The sequence below is a fragment of the Absiella sp. AM09-50 genome, from assembly GCF_003433845.1.
Taxonomy (GTDB): domain Bacteria; phylum Bacillota_I; class Bacilli_A; order Erysipelotrichales; family Erysipelotrichaceae; genus Hoskinsella; species Hoskinsella hominis.
On record NZ_QVFI01000009.1, the window covers coordinates 39,714 to 58,853 of the forward strand.

At 35.8% G+C, this 19,140-nt stretch carries 12 protein-coding genes and 1 pseudogene; 10 read left to right on the forward strand and 3 right to left on the reverse strand.

Annotation, left to right across the window (positions count from 1 at the left end):
- Nucleotides 1-39: 39 nt before the first annotated feature.
- From dapF to gltB, 3 genes are read left to right on the forward strand one after another with little or no spacing between them, the layout of a single operon-like run.
- Entirely contained in the window at nucleotides 40-897 is an 858-nt protein-coding gene (gene dapF, locus DW114_RS09610) for a diaminopimelate epimerase (protein ID WP_199483583.1), read from the forward strand.
- Entirely contained in the window at nucleotides 894-2,075 is a 1,182-nt protein-coding gene (locus tag DW114_RS09615; protein ID WP_117453533.1) for an LL-diaminopimelate aminotransferase, read from the forward strand. The genes dapF and DW114_RS09615 overlap by 4 nt, the downstream gene beginning before the upstream one ends.
- An 18-nt stretch (nucleotides 2,076-2,093) precedes the next feature.
- The gene (gene gltB / locus DW114_RS09620; protein ID WP_117453534.1) at nucleotides 2,094-6,584 is read left to right on the forward strand and encodes a glutamate synthase large subunit; all 4,491 of its coding nucleotides are present in this window, start codon (nucleotides 2,094-2,096) and stop codon (nucleotides 6,582-6,584) included.
- A gap of 234 nt (nucleotides 6,585-6,818) precedes the next feature.
- Here gltB and DW114_RS09625 read toward each other — a convergent pair whose 3' ends face one another.
- Genes DW114_RS09625 through DW114_RS09635 form a run of 3 tightly spaced genes read right to left on the reverse strand, consistent with a single transcriptional unit; the run spans nucleotide 6,819 to nucleotide 10,371 of the window.
- A complete protein-coding gene (locus DW114_RS09625; RefSeq protein WP_117453535.1) occupies nucleotides 6,819-8,711 on the reverse strand; it encodes a PTS fructose transporter subunit IIABC in 1,893 nt (630 codons plus the stop codon).
- A complete protein-coding gene (pfkB, locus tag DW114_RS09630; RefSeq protein WP_117453536.1) occupies nucleotides 8,708-9,628 on the reverse strand; it encodes a 1-phosphofructokinase in 921 nt (306 codons plus the stop codon). The genes DW114_RS09625 and pfkB overlap by 4 nt, the downstream gene beginning before the upstream one ends.
- Nucleotides 9,625-10,371 carry a DeoR/GlpR family DNA-binding transcription regulator gene (locus DW114_RS09635; RefSeq protein WP_199483584.1) on the reverse strand — a complete coding sequence of 249 codons (747 nt, stop codon included), beginning with the start codon at nucleotides 10,369-10,371 and terminating at the stop codon, nucleotides 9,625-9,627. The genes pfkB and DW114_RS09635 overlap by 4 nt, the downstream gene beginning before the upstream one ends.
- Nucleotides 10,372-10,832: 461 nt before the next feature.
- Here DW114_RS09635 and DW114_RS09640 point away from each other — a divergent pair, with 461 nt between their 5' ends.
- The 7 genes and pseudogenes from DW114_RS09640 (at nucleotide 10,833) to DW114_RS09670 (ending at nucleotide 19,132) form a co-directional block, all read left to right on the forward strand.
- Entirely contained in the window at nucleotides 10,833-11,687 is an 855-nt protein-coding gene (locus DW114_RS09640) for a hypothetical protein (RefSeq protein ID WP_117453538.1), read from the forward strand.
- Nucleotides 11,687-12,378 (forward strand): annotated as a pseudogene (locus tag DW114_RS21650) (polyphosphate polymerase domain-containing protein). Before DW114_RS09640 ends, DW114_RS21650 begins: the two are co-directional and overlap by 1 nt.
- A 12-nt stretch (nucleotides 12,379-12,390) precedes the next feature.
- Nucleotides 12,391-13,068 (forward strand): DUF4956 domain-containing protein, encoded by a 678-nt coding sequence (locus DW114_RS09650; RefSeq protein ID WP_117453539.1) that lies wholly within the window; start codon nucleotides 12,391-12,393, stop codon nucleotides 13,066-13,068.
- A 5-nt stretch (nucleotides 13,069-13,073) separates the two neighbouring features.
- Nucleotides 13,074-14,543: a CotH kinase family protein gene (locus DW114_RS09655; protein WP_117453540.1), complete on the forward strand. Its 1,470-nt coding sequence runs from the start codon at nucleotides 13,074-13,076 to the stop codon at nucleotides 14,541-14,543.
- Nucleotides 14,544-14,553: 10 nt separating this feature from the next.
- Nucleotides 14,554-16,659 carry a hypothetical protein gene (locus tag DW114_RS09660; RefSeq protein ID WP_117453541.1) on the forward strand — a complete coding sequence of 702 codons (2,106 nt, stop codon included), beginning with the start codon at nucleotides 14,554-14,556 and terminating at the stop codon, nucleotides 16,657-16,659.
- Nucleotides 16,656-17,741, forward strand: a complete 1,086-nt coding sequence (locus DW114_RS09665) for a hypothetical protein (RefSeq protein WP_117453542.1) — start codon at nucleotides 16,656-16,658, stop codon at nucleotides 17,739-17,741. Before DW114_RS09660 ends, DW114_RS09665 begins: the two co-directional genes overlap by 4 nt.
- Nucleotides 17,741-19,132 (forward strand): glycosyltransferase family 2 protein, encoded by a 1,392-nt coding sequence (locus DW114_RS09670; RefSeq protein WP_117453543.1) that lies wholly within the window; start codon nucleotides 17,741-17,743, stop codon nucleotides 19,130-19,132. The genes DW114_RS09665 and DW114_RS09670 overlap by 1 nt, the downstream gene beginning before the upstream one ends.
- Nucleotides 19,133-19,140 lie beyond the last annotated feature (8 nt).

Sequence of the window (19,140 nt, forward strand, 5' to 3'; positions counted from 1 at the left end):
TTGTTGGGCGTCTTTTTTCTGTGAGAGGAGAATAGAAGAATGCAAAAAGAAATGCTTCATTTTATAAAAATGCATGGGTGTGGAAATGATTATATCTACCTTCCATGTTTTGATCAAAAGCTTACAAACATAGATAAATTAGCATATCAATTGTCAGATCGCCATAAAGGTATTGGTGGGGATGGCATTGTATGTATAGAGAAAAGTGATGTTGCTGATGCCCGCATGCGCATGTTTAATGCAGATGGTAGTGAAGGTGCTATGTGTGGCAATGCGATTCGCTGTGTAGGAAAATATGTATATGAACATCATATATGTGATAAACAGGATATCACAATAGAAACCAAGAGTGGAATCAAAAAGCTTCATCTTCACATTCAGGATCAGCAGGTCACATCTGTTACTGTAGAAATGGGAAAGCCTAGTTTTGAGGCAGAAAAGATTCCTGTAATTTCCACAAAAAAAATCATATTGGATGAGCCGATGAAAATTCAAAATGAAACATATACCGTCAGTTGTGTATCCATGGGAAATCCACATGCCATCATATTTATGCATCAGGATATTCATGATCTTCCACTAAAGAAAATTGGACCTTTTTTTGAATATCATACCAGTTTTCCCAATCGTATCAATACAGAGTTTGTACAGATCATTGATGATCATACAATATGTATGCGTGTCTGGGAAAGAGGAAGTGGTGAAACACAAGCATGTGGAACGGGAGCATGTGCAGTTGTTGCGGCAGCAGTGCGTACCCATCGTTTAGAGAAAAATAAAGAAATCGAAGTCCGTTTAACAGGAGGCAGGCTATATATCACAGATACAAGTGAAGGTATGCTGATGAGAGGCGATTGTGTAGAAGTATTTGAAGGAAAAATGGAGGTAACTGTATGAATATCAATGAAAATTTTCTAACATTACAAAAAAATTATCTTTTTTCTGAGGTACAAAAGCGTAAAGAAGCGTATTTAAAAAAACATCCTGATGCGGATGTGATTTCTTTGGGAATAGGAGATGTTACACTACCTTTAGCCCCCGTAGTAATTGAAGCAATGCACCATGGGGTTGATGAAATGGCAGATAAAAAAAGCTTTCATGGATATGGCGAAGAACAGGGATATCTATTTTTGCGTGATGCAATACGCAAGTATTATGAAAAAAAGAATGTAACATTGGAAAATGCAGAAATCTTTATCAGCGATGGTGCAAAGAGCGACTTAGGAAATATGCTGGATATCTTTTCCATTGATAATACCATCATCATTCCAGATCCCGTCTATCCAGTATACGTTGATATAAACCAGATGGCAGGCAGGAAAATCATCTTTATTCATGGGACAAAGGAAAATGGCTTTTTGCCTATGCCACAGGAGGATCTAAATGGGGACATTGTTTATTTGTGTTCACCAAATAATCCAACCGGTGCGGCATATAACAGGAAACAGTTACAGGCATGGGTTGATTGGGCGAATGATCATTCGGCGATTATTTTCTATGATGCCGCATATGAAGCATTCTTAACGCAGGCATATCCTTCCAGTATTTATGAAATTGAAGGTGCGAAGCAATGTGCAATCGAATTTTGTTCACTATCAAAGACGGCTGGTTTTACCGGTGTACGATGTGGGTATACGATTGTCCCTTTAGCCTTAGAAAAAGATCATGTGTTATTACATGATTTATGGCTTCGTCGTCAGTCAACGAAATTCAATGGTGTTTCTTATATTGTACAACGTGGAGCACAGGCTGTTTTCACACCAGTTGGACAACAACAGATACAAGAAGCCATTACGTATTATTTAGAAAATACAGAAATGATAACCAAGACATTAAAAGATTTAGGAATATGGCATATAGGTGGAAAGATATCGCCATATATCTGGATGGCGTGTCCAAAAGGATTTACGTCATGGGAATTCTTTGATTATTTATTAGATAAATGTCAAATTGTCGGGACACCGGGCGCTGGCTTCGGTAAGCAGGGAGAAGGCTATTTTCGTTTAAGTGCATTCCAGGATCATGACAAAGTATACGAAGCGATGTTAAGAATGATTGCACATCTGGGGTTTTGATAGAAAGGTGGATATGGAATGAAAGAAGAAAAACAAATGAAAACACAAGGCTTATATGAGCCTTCTTTAGAACATGATAATTGTGGCATTGGCGCCATTATTCAAATGAAAGGTATAAAAAGTCATCAAGTGGTGGAAGATGCCTTAACCATTGTGGAGCACTTAGAACATCGTGCAGGAAAAGATGCCAGTGGACAGGTGGGAGATGGTGTAGGAATCTTACTTCAGATTCCACACGGCTTTTTTCAGAAAGTATTTGATGCGACATGCACAGAAAGATTTGGCGTGGGGATGTTCTTCTTGCCAAAAGATGCAGGGGAATGTAAAAAAGCACAAGAAGAATTTGCCTGTATACTAGAAAACGAAGGGCTTCATTTATTAGGCTGGCGTAAAGTTCCTGTACATGATGAAACCTTACATGAAAAAGCTAGGGCAGCTATGCCGAATATCTATCAGGCATTTATCAAAAGGGAAGATTATTTTAAAACAGATATGGATTTTGATCGTAAGCTATATGTGATCCGGCGTATCTTTGAAAAAAGCAGTCCAAACACATATGTTTGCTCTTTGTCATGTCGCACCATCGTATATAAAGGAATGTTTCTGGTAGGACAGTTACGTGAATTTTATCAGGATTTTCATGATTCAGATTTTATATCTGCGATTGCTTTGGTACACTCTCGTTTTTCTACAAATACATTTCCTAGCTGGCAGCGTGCACATCCCAATCGTATGATCGTACATAATGGAGAAATCAATACCATACGTGGCAATGTGAATAAAATGATGAGTCGGGAAGAAACACTGGCATCCCATTACTTTCAAAAGGATATGGATCATATTTTACCAATCGTGGATAAACATGGTTCAGATTCTGCTATGTTAGATAACACAATAGAATTTCTAGTAATGGCGGGTATTCCACTTCCTGAAGCTGTTTTGTTGTGTATCCCAGAGCCATGGGAGAATGATACGCAGTTATCAGAAGAGATGCGTGCGTATTTCCAATATAATGCATGCCGTATGGAGCCATGGGATGGACCTGCAAGTATTTTGTTTAGTGATGGTGAAGTTGCAGGAGCAATTCTTGATCGTAATGGATTAAGACCAAGTCGCTACTATATTACAAAGGATGATACGCTAATATTAAGTAGTGAAGTTGGTGTATTAGATATTCCAATTGAAGATATTGTAGAAAAAAATCGTTTACGTCCTGGCAAGATGCTGCTGGTTGATACAAAAAAAGGGATTTTGATTAGAGATGAAGAAATCAAACAACAATATGCAAAACGTCATCCTTATGCCGCATGGATCAAAGAACATGTGATTGCTTTAAAAGATATAGCAGTACCAAAACTGCCGGAAAATACAATGGATACTGCACAATTACAAAAATTACAGAAGTTTTTTGATTATTCTTTTGAAGATATCATGAAGTATATACTGCCATTTGCGAAAACAGGCAGTGAACCTGTAATTGCCATGGGAAATGATACACCATTAGCAGTGTTATCTCCCCAGCATCATCTGTTGTTTGATTATTTTAAGCAACGCTTTGCACAGGTGACCAATCCTGCAATGGACGCCATCCGTGAGGAAATCGTCACAAGTACTTGTGTATATCTTGGAAAAGAAGGAAACCTGTTAGAAGAGCTGCCACAAAATATCCATCTTTTGAAAATCAATCATCCAATTCTGACAAAGAGTGATATAATCAAAATCAAGCAAATGCATCAGGTTGGATTCCAGGTATGCGTATTACCAATCACTTATCATAAAAACATTTCTTTAAAGACTGCCATAAAAGAATTGTTTATGAAAGCCGATAAGGCAATTAAAGATAACAATAACATTTTGATTTTAAGTGATCGTGGCGTTGATGAAAATCATATCGCTATGCCCAGTCTACTTGCAACATCTGCAATGCAGCAGCATTTGATCAAAACCAAGAAAAGAATGCAGGTAGCAATGATTTTAGAGAGTGCAGAGCCAAGAGAAGTTCATCATTTTGCGACTTTATTAGGATATGGAGCAAGTGCTATTTATCCATATCTTGTGCATGACACTATTGAAGAGCTTGTAAATAAAGGTATCTTGAAAAAAGATTGTCATCAGGCAATTGAAGATTATCATCAGGGGATTTTACATGGTGTGGTAAAGGTAGCAAGTAAAATGGGAATATCAACGATACAGTCTTATCAGGGCGCACAAGTATTTGAAGCTATTGGTATTGATCAGCAAGTGATTGATGAATATTTTACGGATACAATTTCAAGAATCGGTGGCATTACATTAAAAGAGATTGAACAGGAGATGCAAAGACGCCATACACAGGTATTTGATACATCCTTATCCTCAGATGAAAGTCTAAATACTTATGGTATGCAAAAATCTTCCACAGATAAACAACAACACCTATATAATCCTGTGACCATCCAGATGTTACAGGAAGCCACAAAAACCAATGATTATTATAAATTTAAAAGTTTTACGAAAATGATTGATGAGGAATTAAAACCAACCAATATCAGAGGATTATGGACCTTCGATTATACGAAACGAAAACCAGTTTCCATTGATGAAGTAGAACCGGTAGAAACAATCGTTCAACGATTTAAGACAGGCGCAATGTCTTATGGCTCTATTTCAAAAGAAGCCCATGTCACATTGGCTATCGCAATGAACAGGCTGCATGGAAAAAGCAATACAGGGGAAGGGGGAGAAGATGAAGAACGATTTACCATAAAAGATGGTGTAAATACATGTTCAGCAATTAAGCAGATAGCAAGTGGACGCTTTGGTGTGACCAGTGCTTATTTAAATCATGCCACAGAGATTCAAATTAAAATTGCACAAGGTGCAAAACCAGGAGAAGGAGGCCAGCTGCCTGCCAAAAAAGTATATCCTTGGATTGCGAAAACCAGACATTCTACACCAGGTGTACAATTGATTTCTCCACCACCTCATCACGATATATATTCTATTGAAGATTTAGCACAGTTGATTTACGATTTAAAATGTGTGAATAAAGATGCAAGAATTTCTGTCAAACTCGTATCAGAAACAGGTGTTGGTACGATTGCAGCTGGTGTAGCAAAGGCGGGGGCAGATGTCATCTTGATCAGTGGGCATGATGGAGGAACTGGCGCAGCGTTAAAAAATTCAGTTTATCATGCAGGAATGCCATGGGAATTAGGGCTATCTGAAGTTCATCAGGTATTACAAATGAATGAACTGCGTCATCAGGTGGTTTTAGAAACTGATGGAAAGCTGATGACTGGAAAAGATGTGATTATGGCAGCTTTACTTGGCGCAGAAGAATTTGGGTTTGCGACAGGACCTCTTGTGGCGATGGGATGTAAGATGATGCGTGTTTGTAATCTGGATACCTGTCCATTTGGCATAGCAACTCAAAATCCAAAATTAAGAAAACGGTTTACAGGAAAGCCAGAATATGTAGAAAACTTTATGAAATTTATCGCACAGGAAATGCGTGAATATATGGCAGCACTTGGCTTTACAAGCGTTGAAGAAATGATTGGACATAAAGAAGTCATTAAAGAAATTGATGCTCCACATATCCATTTAGATTTTCACGCAATCTTAAATCATGATGATGCCAATATTCCTCAAGTAGAAAAATGCAGACTTGATGTATCCCATATCAAAGATGAATCACAGATTTGGCCTCAAATGCAGCCATGTTTTGAACAAAAACAGGCTCATGAAATACAGATAGATGTCAATAATGAGGATCGTAGTTTTGGAGCTATGTTTGGTTCACGCATCACAAAAGCATTTGGCAATACATTAGCAGAAGATACTTTTATCATTCATGCGAAAGGTTCAGGAGGACAAAGTTTTGGCGCATTTATTCCAAAAGGATTGACCATTGCTCTTACAGGAGATGCGAATGATTACTTTGGCAAAGGTTTATCTGGAGGAAAATTAATTGTATCTGTAGATAAAAAAGCAACCTTTGAAGCTGATCAAAACATCATTATTGGAAATGTCGCATGCTATGGCGCAACAAGTGGAAAAGCTTATATTAATGGAATCGCAGGAGAACGTTTCTGTGTTAGAAATTCCGGCGCTACAGTGGTTGTGGAAGGTGTAGGAGATCATGCATTAGAATATATGACTGGTGGATGTGTTGTAATCCTTGGTACCTTTGGAAAAAATATTGGTGCTGGAATGAGTGGAGGCGTTGCCTATATTCTGGATGAACAAGACAAACTGAATACAAGTCTATATCAGGATCATATGGAAGTAGAACCAATTTCTGCTAGTGATCAGACAAAGTTAAAAAGTATGTTGATGGAGCATGCTGCCGCAACTGATTCAAAAAAAGCACAAAATATTTTAGCGAATTGGGATGTTTATTTGCCTATGTTCAAAAAAATCATTCCAAGTGAATATCATAAGATGATATCTCAAATAGAAGCATATCAAAAAAGTGGTATGAGTAAAGAAAACGCAGAATATGAAGCATTCTTAAATTTACTATGAAGTTAAAAAAGTGGAACTCACAATAGATAGTTAGCTATTGAATTCCACTTTTTTCATGGTTCTGCTTTTCCATGATGAAAAAGCCAAAATGTTTCTATTTTGCTACATGCATGTTTGAAGCGTGTACATAGATTACATTATGAGATTGAAGTAGGTTCATTTTCCTACATACGTTGAATTCCACAATAACATAGTAAAAGATGACCTATCGAATGATAAGCCATCTTTTTTAGTTTATGAATTGTTTTTCAAAGGTTTCTTCAATACGCTTAATACCAACATACCTGCAATAGAACCAATGATTAGTGCTGCAAGATATCCAAATGGATTGGAAATCACACCGATAACGAAGATACCACCATGAGGCGCCATCAATGTGCAACCAAACGCCATAGATAAAGCACCAGCGATACCAGAACCAACGACACATCCAGGTATGATATGTAATGGATCAGATGCCGCAAATGGTATAGCACCTTCTGTGATGAAAGAGAAGCCCATAATCACATTTGTTAGTGTTGTTTGCTGTTCTTTTTTTGTGAAACGATTCTTAAAGAAGAATGTGGCAAGTGCAATTGCAAGAGGTGGGACCATACCACCGATCATGACAGCTGCCATAATATCATAATTGCCACTTGTGATAGATGCAGTACCGAATACATAGGCTGCTTTATTGATAGGACCACCCATATCTACGGCCATCATAGCACCAAGAAGTGTTCCTAATAAAATCTTACTGGAACCTCCCATAGAATTTAAGAAATCTGTCAGGCCATTGTTGATAGCTGCTACAGGTGGATTAATAATAAATGCCATAAGCACTGCCATCAAAAGAATTCCGAAGAAAGGATATAATAATACAGGTTTTAAGCCTTCAAACGCATCTGGTAAATGATCAAATAGTTTGCGTAAACCATGGACAAGATAACCAGCTGCAAACCCAGCTACTAAGGCACCTAGAAAACCAGAATTGCCAGCACTGGCAAGTGCACCACCAACAAATCCTACCGCAAGTCCTGGACGATCTGCAATACTCATCGCAATATAACCAGATAGTACTGGAAGCATAAAGTTAAATGCTGTATCACCAGCCGTTTTGAAGAATGCCGCAAGTTCTGTATTTTTACCAAAATTACTTGGATCGATTGTATAATCATCAAACAGGAAGGCAAGTGCAATCAGAATACCACCACCAATAACAAATGGCAGCATATGGGATACACCATTCATTAAATGCTTATATATTTGGCGGCCAACACTTTCTCCACTTTCATCACTCTGTGCTGTAACTGCATGATCACTGTGGTAAATCGGAGCATTGCCTGAGAGTGCCTGATTGATTAATTCTTCTGCTTTATTGATACCATCGGCAACTTTTACCTGAATGACTGGTTTTCCATTAAAACGAGCCATTTCAATATTTTTATCGGCTGCGACAATAATGGCTTCACATTCTTCAATTTCTTTTGCACTAGGTGCATTCTTTGTGCCTCCACTGCCATCTGTTTCTACTTTTATTGTGATTCCCATTTCTTTAGCTTTTTCTTCTAACGCCTCCGCTGCCATATAGGTATGAGCAATTCCTGTAGGACATGCCGTAACTGCTAATAAGCGATAGGTGCCAGTAAAAGTTTTAGAAGCTTCTGCTTTTTGATCTTCTTTTGCGTGTTGTTCTGTTTCCTTTTGATTGATCAATGCTAAGAATTCTTCTTTTGATGCTGCATTGATCAAGCTGTCTTTAAACTGTGTATCCATTAACATGGTAGATAACATTGCAAGGATTTCAAGATGCTCATTTCCACCAGTTTGAGGAACGGCAATCATAAAGAACAATTTAGCCGGCTGTCCATCAAGGGATGCATAATCTACACCATCTTTTACTACCATGGCACTTAATCCACAAGCTGTAACAGCTTCATTCTGGGCATGTGGAATTGCAATGCCTTCACCAATTCCCGTGGTACTTAATGCTTCTCTTGCATATATCCCCTTTTTATATGTTTCCTTATCTGTCAGATTTTTTTGATTGTCCATCAAATCAATTAAGTGTGTGATGGCTTCATCTTTGTCTGATACATTGGCGTTTACATCGACGGATACATCTTTTAATAGGTCCTGAATTTTCATAAAATTTCCTCACTTTCAATTTGTTGATACATTTCTTTGATTTTATCCAATGAGGCAAGGTCTTTACTGAAAGCTGTTGCACTTCCACAGGCACTGCCCAGACGTAATGCTTCTTTATAAGAATGATGCTTTAGATATCCGGCAATAAAACCAGCCACCATACTGTCACCACTGCCAACACTATTGATCAAAGTGCCCAGAGGTGCGCCACATTTGTATATATGTTGATCTTCACTTATCAATAGGGCACCATCTTTTCCTAAAGATACTAATACGTTACAAGCTCCTTGATTTTGTAATTTTTTTGCGTATGTAATAAGGGTTGTTTGATCATGTATCTCTATACCGAAGAGTTCTTCCAATTCACGTTTATTTGGTTTAATCAGAAAAGGATGATAAGGCAAAACTCTTGTTAGAAGTTTATTGGTCGCATCTACTACAATTTTAATATTTTTATTTGTAAGTCTTTTCATGATTTGTTCATAGATATCATCGGGTAGGGATAAAGGGATACTGCCAGCGAGTACCAATAAATCATCACTGGTTAGTGCATCCAACTGATGAAACATTTCATCTAATTTGTCTTTTGTGATATCTGGACCACTGCCATTTATCTCTGTTTCTTGTTCACCTTTCATTTTTACATTAATGCGCGAAATGCCATGATCCAGTTCACATAATTTACATTCAAATCCACGTTTTATTAATTGTTTTTTGATTTCCTCTCCAGTAAAGCCAGCAACAAATCCTAAAGCTGTTGTTTCTAATCCTAAGCGATGTAAAATTGTTGAAACGTTAAATCCTTTACCCCCGGGATAAATATCTTCATATAAAGAACGATTAGTTTCTCCTATTTCAAAATGACTCATGTGCATGATATAATCCAAAGATGGATTCAGTGTTATTGTATAGATCATTGTTTTTCTACCTCCACAATAGTTCCTAAATGATTGATTTCAGTATTATCACAATGGGTGGTAATAATAATAGCATCATCAATATCAGCAAACGTTATAGGACAAACCATTTGAAACTTACTTTTATCACATAAAACATAACGCATTGCGCAATGATTTATAGCATGTTCTTTTATTGCAGCCTCTTCACCATCTACTGTCGTAAATCCATGCTCCACATCTACACCATTTGTCCCAAAAAAACCTTTTGTAAAATGATATTTAGATATTCCCTGAAGTGTCCTAGCACCAACACAAGCTCCTGTGATACCACGAATTTCGCCACCTATACAAATTACATGATAACCTTTTAAAGAAAGCATGTGTGCCTGCATAAGGCCATTTGTAATATAAAGAGCATCCTTTTCTTTTAAATGATTGATCAATGATAATGTTGTAGAGCCAGCATCGATATACACAACATCGTTTGCTTCAATTAATGCGGCAGCATACTTGCCAATCTGTTCTTTTTCATCCATGTGTATATTTTGACGCTCATTCAATGGGTCTTCCGTCGTATTGCTTTCTTTAGGAATTAAAGTAGCACCACCGTGTACTCTTTTTAATAAACCTTGTTCATCAAGCTCCGCTAAGTCACGGCGTATGGTAGATTCACTGGTATGACAAAGCTCCACAAGATCAACAACATTGACACTTCCTTGCTTATGTAATCGGTTTAATATAAGCTTTTGACGTTCACTCATCATTTTTATCACCTCTTGGCTATAGTATATGATTGAATGAGCAAGTTGTCAAGAAAATTTTGGCTGAATAATCAATATTTTTTATATTTATTGCTTATTTCATCAAAAAATAACATTTCAATGTGAATGAACAGTCAAATTATGGTAGGGGATAACGTGAGTATATGATGATACGGTTACTTGTTCCTAAAGAATAGATGCTACTATCATTATTGGAAAGGTTTTCTATATTATATTTCTACTCACAGATTGATGATAGAATTGAAATGTTTTGTTTGTATTTTTGTATAAAAAATTACGCATTTTTTTACATTTTATAAGATGAATATGATATTATTTACACGGTTATTTTTTATTAAACCATTTTGTTTTTATTCCTTAATCTATGAAAAAAACTAGACCATAGTGTTTTTTATAGATTTTAAATTACTATTTTGCATAAAAATGGGAGGAGGAAATAGATGCAAAAAAACTTTTTTAAAAAAATATCATGTATTTTATTTGTGGTTGGATTAAGTGCATGTGGTACCAAAGAAAGTAGTATACATGCAATACTGTCCTGGAAACAAGAGCCTTTACAATCGGCACAGGAAGTAGTTCAGCAATTATCTGATCAAAAAATTCAACGATTATATCAATATCCTAATACATGGGAAATCTCTGCTTGGGATGAATTAGGAAAACAATGTCAGAAACAAAAAATAGAATTATATGCCATGATTGGAGAACCAGAATGGGTGTTGGAAAAAAATGGAACATCACTTATGAAGATGATTGATCAGATAGATTTATTAAATCATTCCTTATCACAAGGGAAAATCACGGGCATTATGTTAGATATAGAACCATATGCATTAAAAGAATGGAATGAAGATCAGGAAGAAATCTTGGATGATTATGTTGAGCTTATGCAATATGCGTATACACATGCTCAAAAATATAATCTGCAGGTTGTCGCATGTATTCCTTATTTTTATGATTCTCTAGGCTATAAAAAGCAACTGGAAGAATTAATGCCTTATTGTGATGAAATCGCAATTATGAACTATCAGAAGCAGGATGAATGGGGGCAAATTGAAGGTGAGGTTGCCCTTGCAAGTACATATGATAAAGCAGTCAGTGTGTTATATGAACTTCAGGATGTCGGTGTGAAAGAACTTGACCAGAATCAAACTTATGCGGAAGATGGTCTTTTCGCTGTATCAAAAAGTTTTTCAGCATTACAGAAAAAATCGCATGTTTCTTTAGGTATTGGATATCATGAATATCAGTCCTATCAGAAATTACGACAGAAAGAGAGTGGGGATTCACGATGATGAATGAAGTATTGCGTCAGGAGAAAAAGTATCTGATATCATTAGATCAATATTACCGTATATCCAGACGCTTTGAAAAGATTATGATGCAGGATCCACATAATGGAGAGGATGGATATTGCATTCGTTCACTTTATTTTGATTCCATTGATGATCGTGATTTTCAAGAAAAAGAAGATGGAGTTGAAATACGCCGTAAGCTTCGGTTAAGAAACTATGGTGCTAGCGATAAAAAAGCCAAACTGGAAATGAAACAGAAGCAGGGAATCAATCAAAAAAACGTTCTCTGATTCTAGAAGAAGCAGACGCAAAACAGCTGATTAAAGGCAATACTTCAGTATTGTTAAAAGAGGGAAGTTCATTCGCATTAGAATGTTATGCGATGATGAATCAGTATGTTTATCGCCCTGTATCCACTATTGAATATCAGCGAAAAGCATTTATCGCTAAAGAAAATAATATTCGTATTACCTTTGATCATCATATAGTAGCTTCAGAAACACAGTTTGATATATTTTCAGATATGATCCCTTTTCAGGTATTGGATCCATATCTTGTGGTATTAGAAGTGAAATATAATGGTTTTTTATTGAGCTATATCAAAGATATTTTACAGGAAGTAGATAAAACAGAAACATCAGTCAGTAAATATTGTTTAGGAAGAACAATCAGTAAACATTTTGTATTTTAGGAGGAAGAAAGAATGAAAGATGTTTTAATGCAGTTTTTGGAACAGAGTGGTACACTGAGCGTAGAAACAATCATTTATCATATCGTATCTGCGGCTTTGATCAGTATCGTGATTTATGTATCTTATTGGTATACCCATACAGGTACTGCTTATAGTAAAAAATTCAATGTTTCTTTAATGACATTAACGATTTTAACCGCAACTGTTATGACCGTTATTGGGAATAATATTGCACTTTCTTTGGGTATGGTCGGTGCTTTATCTATTGTTCGTTTTCGTACTGCTATCAAAGATTCAAGAGATACCATGTATATTTTCTGGACAATCATTGTGGGTATTTGTTGTGGTGTAGGAGATTATACTGTTGCATCTATTGGAAGTGCCGTTGTATTTATCGTATTGTTGTTGATGGGCAGGATTCGTAATGAAAACCGTATTCTTCTAATTATCCGCGGGGCATTATCTAATGAGCGCCAAATTGAAGGTATTGTATTTGAATATTTTGATAAAAAAGCATTATTACGTGTGAAAAACACAACTCCAGACAGTATCGAAATGATATATGAAATGGATCGTAAAGCTTATCAACATGCGCAATTGATGGAATTATCTATCACAGAAAAACTGTATAACTTGGAAAACATGGAATATGTAAATATTGTGACACAATCAGATGAAATCAGTGGGTAATTCATATGAAGAATAAGGTGATTTGTATCTTGGTTGTGGTAGGAGCATTATTTGTATCGTTCATGTTTACCTCACTAGATCAAAAAGCATTATTTGCACGTGTTCATCAACATCGTATGATTACAAGTGCACAACCCATGGATGATGAAGCTACCCGCTTACCTATTGTTTCTATTGATACACAGGGAAAGAAGATTCCTGGAGAGCCAGTTATTGACCAAGAGGGAAATGTGAGTGGGTACACGGTAAATGAATTGGGAGAAAAGATGAGTGAAATGGAAGTGTCCATTTATGACGATGAAACGATGATCAATCGTATAAATAACAAACCAACTCAGGTCACAAAATCGCTTGTACGTTATCGTGGACATTCTTCACGTTTGTTTTCAAAGAAAGGATATCTACTCCGTTTTGTACAAGACGATGGAGATCACGATTTGGATGTTATGGGCATGGGAAAAGAAAGTGAATGGGTATTGCATGGACCATTCTTAGATAAAACATTGATGCGTAATTATCTTTGTATGAATGTGATCGGTCAGGTAATGCCATTTACACCAGATGTACGTTTTTGCCGTTTATATGTAGATGGTAATTATCAGGGACTATATTTGATGATGGAAAGTATCCGACGTGGTGAACAGCGTGTCAATATCAAAAAGAATAGTGATGATGATTTATATATCAGTTATATTATCCGTATGGATAGTGATTCTAAAAATCAAAAAGCATTAGACACCTTTGGTTATTATACCTTTATGACACAGGATACGAATACTCGTTTTGGGGTAGTTTATCCTGGTACGAAAAATTTAAAAGATGAATGGAAAACATATATTGAGGATGATATCTCTCGATTTGAAAAAGCATTGTATTCATACGATTTTATGGATCAGCAAAATGGATATCGTGCGTATATTGATGTTGACAGCTTTGTGGATATGTATGTCTTTATGGAATTTTTTGGAATCAGTGATTTTGGCAGAAGATCAACATATCTTTATAAGGATGGAAAAGGAAAGCTGACAATGGGACCAGTATGGGATTTTAATAATGCCATGGATAATTTCTTTCTAAAGCAGCCAACGGATACGATGCAGTTTCATGATTTGTATTGGTATCGCATGCTTTTAAAAGATGAAGATTTTGTGAATAAAGTAATCCATCGCTATGAACAATTACGCAAAAATGTATTAGATGAAGCTTATTTATATTCTTATATTGATGAAGTATGTGCTTTTTTAGGAACAGAAATTGATAAAAATTTTGAAGTATGGGGATATAGTTTTGATGCATCTTTATTGCCTAAAACTGAAAAGCTTTCACCTGATGAAAGAAATGTGAAAAGCTGGGAAGAAGCGGTTGTGCAAATGAAAACATATATCCATGAACGAGGAACATGGCTGGATGAACATATTGATACATTGTATCAGTATTGTCATGATTCTAAAAATAAAGATTCATTATTAAAGTGAGGATGAGGCTATGAAAAAATATTTATGGGCAGTGTTTATCCTCGTGGCAGGCATTGTCATTTACCAATATGTACAATATCAATCAGGCTTGATTTTTCATGTATATGAAATAGATGAAATAAACTCTAATGTGATAACGAAAGATAATCAGATTTATGTCAATGGAGAGTTATTTCAAGTAAAAGGTGTGCAAATGTCAGCGTCAATGCCAAATTATCGTTTTTCTGATTATGCGGCAGATCAAGCAGATTATATGCGATGGATGAAAGATATTCATGAAATGGGTGCTAATACAATTCATGTTTCTACATTAATGGATGATGACTTTTATAATGCACTGTATGAATTTAATCAGGGTCATAAAGATCAACCGCTCTATCTGTTTCAAGGCGTGCGAGTAAGTGATTATGGAAACAATACACCATTTGATGCATATGATTCAGAATTTTATGATATCCTGAAACAGGACTTACGAAGTGCAATTGATATCGTTCATGGAAAGAAAAATATTTTATTGAATCGTGGGCGTGGGTTGGGTACCTATCGAAAAGATATATCTTCATGGGTTTTAGGATATCAAATTGGTGATTCTTGGAATAATAACACAGTTGCATATACCAATCATAATCATAATACTACACAATTTTCTGGTACTTATGTAAAAACAGATAAAGATGCTAATGCATTTGAGGCGCTGTTAGCGTCTTTGATGGATGATGGATTACGGTATGAAGGTGAAAAATATGGCAGACAATCTTTGATTAGTTTTATTAATGATCCAGGTAATGACCCATTCGCATATGATGGATTTTATGCTGGACAGTTATCTAAAACAGTTCAAATTGATGTTTCACATATTCTGCCAACAGATGCTTTGAAGTCTGGTATTATTGCGTCTTATCATATGTTTGAAGTTCCAAGTGATTTCATGACATATTTTTCTGAAGATACAAAGAAAACATTAAAGAATGAAATTTCACAGATGAATCCATCCCATTACCTGAATGGTTATGTGGATTTATTAAATGCTTATTATGATGTACCAGTATTAATTAGTAATTATGGATTTTCCAGTGCCCGTGGAAGTGATACAAAAGAATCACTAGATGAAAAGGCACAGGGAAAGGCATTAATGGAAACCTATGATGATTTTATGGAAAGTGGCTGTGCTGGCGCAATCATTCATCATTGGCAGGATGAATGGGGCAATCGTACATGGAATACCAATTATGCAGTCAATGTGGATGAATCAATTTATTGGGATGATATTCAATCTATGAATCATGGATATGGATTACTGGCATTTGATCCTGGAAAAGAAAAACGTAAGGTATATATCGATGGCATTCATGAAGAATGGGAGGAAGATGATGTTGTTTATATCAACGATGGATTAAAATTATCTATGAAGCAGGATGAACAAGGAATCTATTTCTTTATTCATGGCAACCAAGATAAATTATCTGATCATTTAATACTTCCAATAGATATTACTTCAGAAAGCGGTAGTAGAATATGGAAGGATCATGAAACAACATTTGAAAGACCTGCGGATTTTATTTTAGAACTAGAAGGTATAAAGGCGCAGATGCTTGTACAGAGCCGCTATGAGTCACTTCGTGAAAATTTTTTGAGTATGATCGATGGGGAAGATCCATTTATTTATCCTCCTAAAAAAGATGATTCAGCATTTGTGGCAATCAATATGATTCAAAAGAAAATGAAAATACGAGAAAATGTGACGAATTCTAAACCAGTATATTCAGAAGTAAAAGAAACAGGAAAACTAATATATGGAAATGGCAACCCAGAATCTAAGGACTATTATTCTTTAAGTGACTTTATGATTGGAAAAGATGGTATAGAAATTCGTATACCTTGGCAATTGCTAAATTTTTCTAATCCTGCCAATCTGGAAATTCATCAAGACTATTATGAGCATTATGGTGTAGAAACGAAAACAATATCTAAGCTATATGTTGGGCTAGGGACCATCAATGATAAACAAATTCCAATGCAAGATGTCACATTAAAACGATGGAACAAAGCAGAAACGCATGAGCGAAAGAAACAATCTTATGATATTGTAAAAGAAGCATGGAGGAAACAGCCATGATCGGATGGAATATTACAACCCTGATTGGTGTATATATATTCATTTGTCTTTCTTTGATTTTGTATCATATCGCATATGCAGTTTTTGATTGGCTTATGAGCAAGAAGCAGCGTTTTGATACGGATAATTATGCAAGGCAAATGTATTTTCAGCTAATGCAGTTATATCTAGGCGGAGAAATTGATGAGCTGCATGCGGCAATGATGCAGCGCAATCTGAAGAAAAATCAGTATTTAATTGCATTTCATGATGCCTGTATCCGATTTAAAAAAGAGCCTTTGTTAAATACTTATTTGTATAAAATGATTCCTATGTTTAAGGAATTATCCATTGAATATTTAAAACATAATGAAATGGAACAGGCATATTTCTGCTGGGTAATTGCTGATTTATATGAGGATATTAATAAAGAAACATTACGACTTGCGAAGATGCTGCTGCCTTATTTGGATGGCTCTACAATCTATTGTCGTGAAAATACTTTATCAGCACTTTATCGTTTAGGTGATATCATGGGAATAGAAGCAGCATTTTCCATTATCAGTGAACAGCGGGAATTTCACCATGGAAAACTAATCAGTGATGGATTATTGAAGTTTCAGGGAAATCATGAAGAACTGGCAAGACGCTTATGGCAGCATTATGATGATTGGAAACCGGAAATGATGGCAGCAATCATTGATTATATTCGCTATGTTTCTCCTAATTTTGGAGATGAATTTTATCCTGTATTAAAAGACAGTTCTTCAAATCTTGAGGTACGTCTGGCAATACTTCGTTATTATCGAAAATATGTTCATTTGGGTGCATATCCAGTGATTTTAGAATGTGCAAAGGGTACTTATGAAATTGAGTGCTGTATCGTCGCATGTACAACTTTGGATATATATCAATCCTTAGAAACAAAAACTGTGTTAAAGAAAGCATTATCCAGTTCTAACTGGTATGTTAGGAAGAATGCCGCAGCAAGTTTATTAAAAATGGCAAATCAAATAGATATAGAGGAAATCTTACAAGGGAATGATCCTTACGCAAAGGATATGCTGTTTTATACCATGCAGGAAAAGGATGGTGGTATCTGATGATCGCAATCCAACATTTCTTAGATGCTGTTGGTGTATTTTATATCTTGTATATGATTGGATATGCATCTTATCTGTTTTTATCTGTATTGATTGGCGGTACTAGATTATATCGTAAAAATCGTATGAGCAAGATACGAAATGAAGTTAAACATAAATATTATCTACCTGTATCTATCCTGGTTCCTGCATATAATGAGGAAGTGACAATTGTTTCTTCTATAAAATCATTGTTGGAACTGGATTATCGATTATATGAAATCATTGTGGTTGATGATGGTTCTACAGATCATACTTCAGAAGAATTGATCCAGGCCTATGATTTAAGGCAGGTGGATCGGCCGATTCATAAAAGGCTGTCTTGTGCACCTGTAAAAGCGGTATATGAAAAGCATATTGGAAATATAAAACTAACATTGATCAAAAAAGAAAACGGCGGTAAAGGCGATGCTTTAAATATGGGTATCAATGCTAGTGAATTTCCGTATTTTGTTTGTATGGATGCGGACAGTATGCTGCAAAAGGATTCCTTAGAGAAAATTATGCAGCCGGTACTGGAACAGGAGGATGTCATTGCAGTCGCGGGGCTTATTAGAATTGCACAATGTGTAAAGATGGAACAGGGACGTGTTAAAGATTATCACATGCCTTGGAATATCATTTTAAGTATGCAGGTTGTAGAATACGACCGGTCCTTTCTTGCATCACGTATTTTGATGAATGAGTATAATGGTAATCTGATTATTTCTGGAGCTTTTGGCTTATTTAAGAAAGATATCGTAATTGCTGCTGGAGGATATGATCATGATACTTTAGGTGAAGATATGGAATTAGCTGTGAAATTACATGTGTTTTGTAGGAATAATCAGCTTTCTTATAAAATGTGTTATGAATCCAATGCAATCTGCTGGTCACAGGCACCGCATAACTTAAGAGATGTAGGCAAACAAAGGCGACGCTGGCATTTAGGGCTTTTTCAATGTATGTTAAAATACCGAGCAATGTTTGTAAATCTGCGCTTTGGCTTTGTCAGTCTGATTTCTTATATGTATTATTTGTTTTATGAGCTGTTATCACCAGTGATTGAAGTTTTTGGTATATTTACGATACTTTTAGCTTCTTATACAGGATTGATCAACGTCAAATTTATGATATTTTTCTTCCTGTTATATGCATTTTATGGAAGTATTTTAACGTTGACAGCGTTTCTACAACGTATTTATACCAGTCATATGCATCTGCACTTTACAGATCTTATAAAAGCAATAATAGCATGTATTTTTGAGGCAATATTCTTTCGCTTTTATCTATCATTTGTTAGAATCTTCTCTTTTATATCTTATCGTAAACGTAAGCGGCAATGGGGAAGTATCAAAAGAACAAGTCAGTAAATAACGAT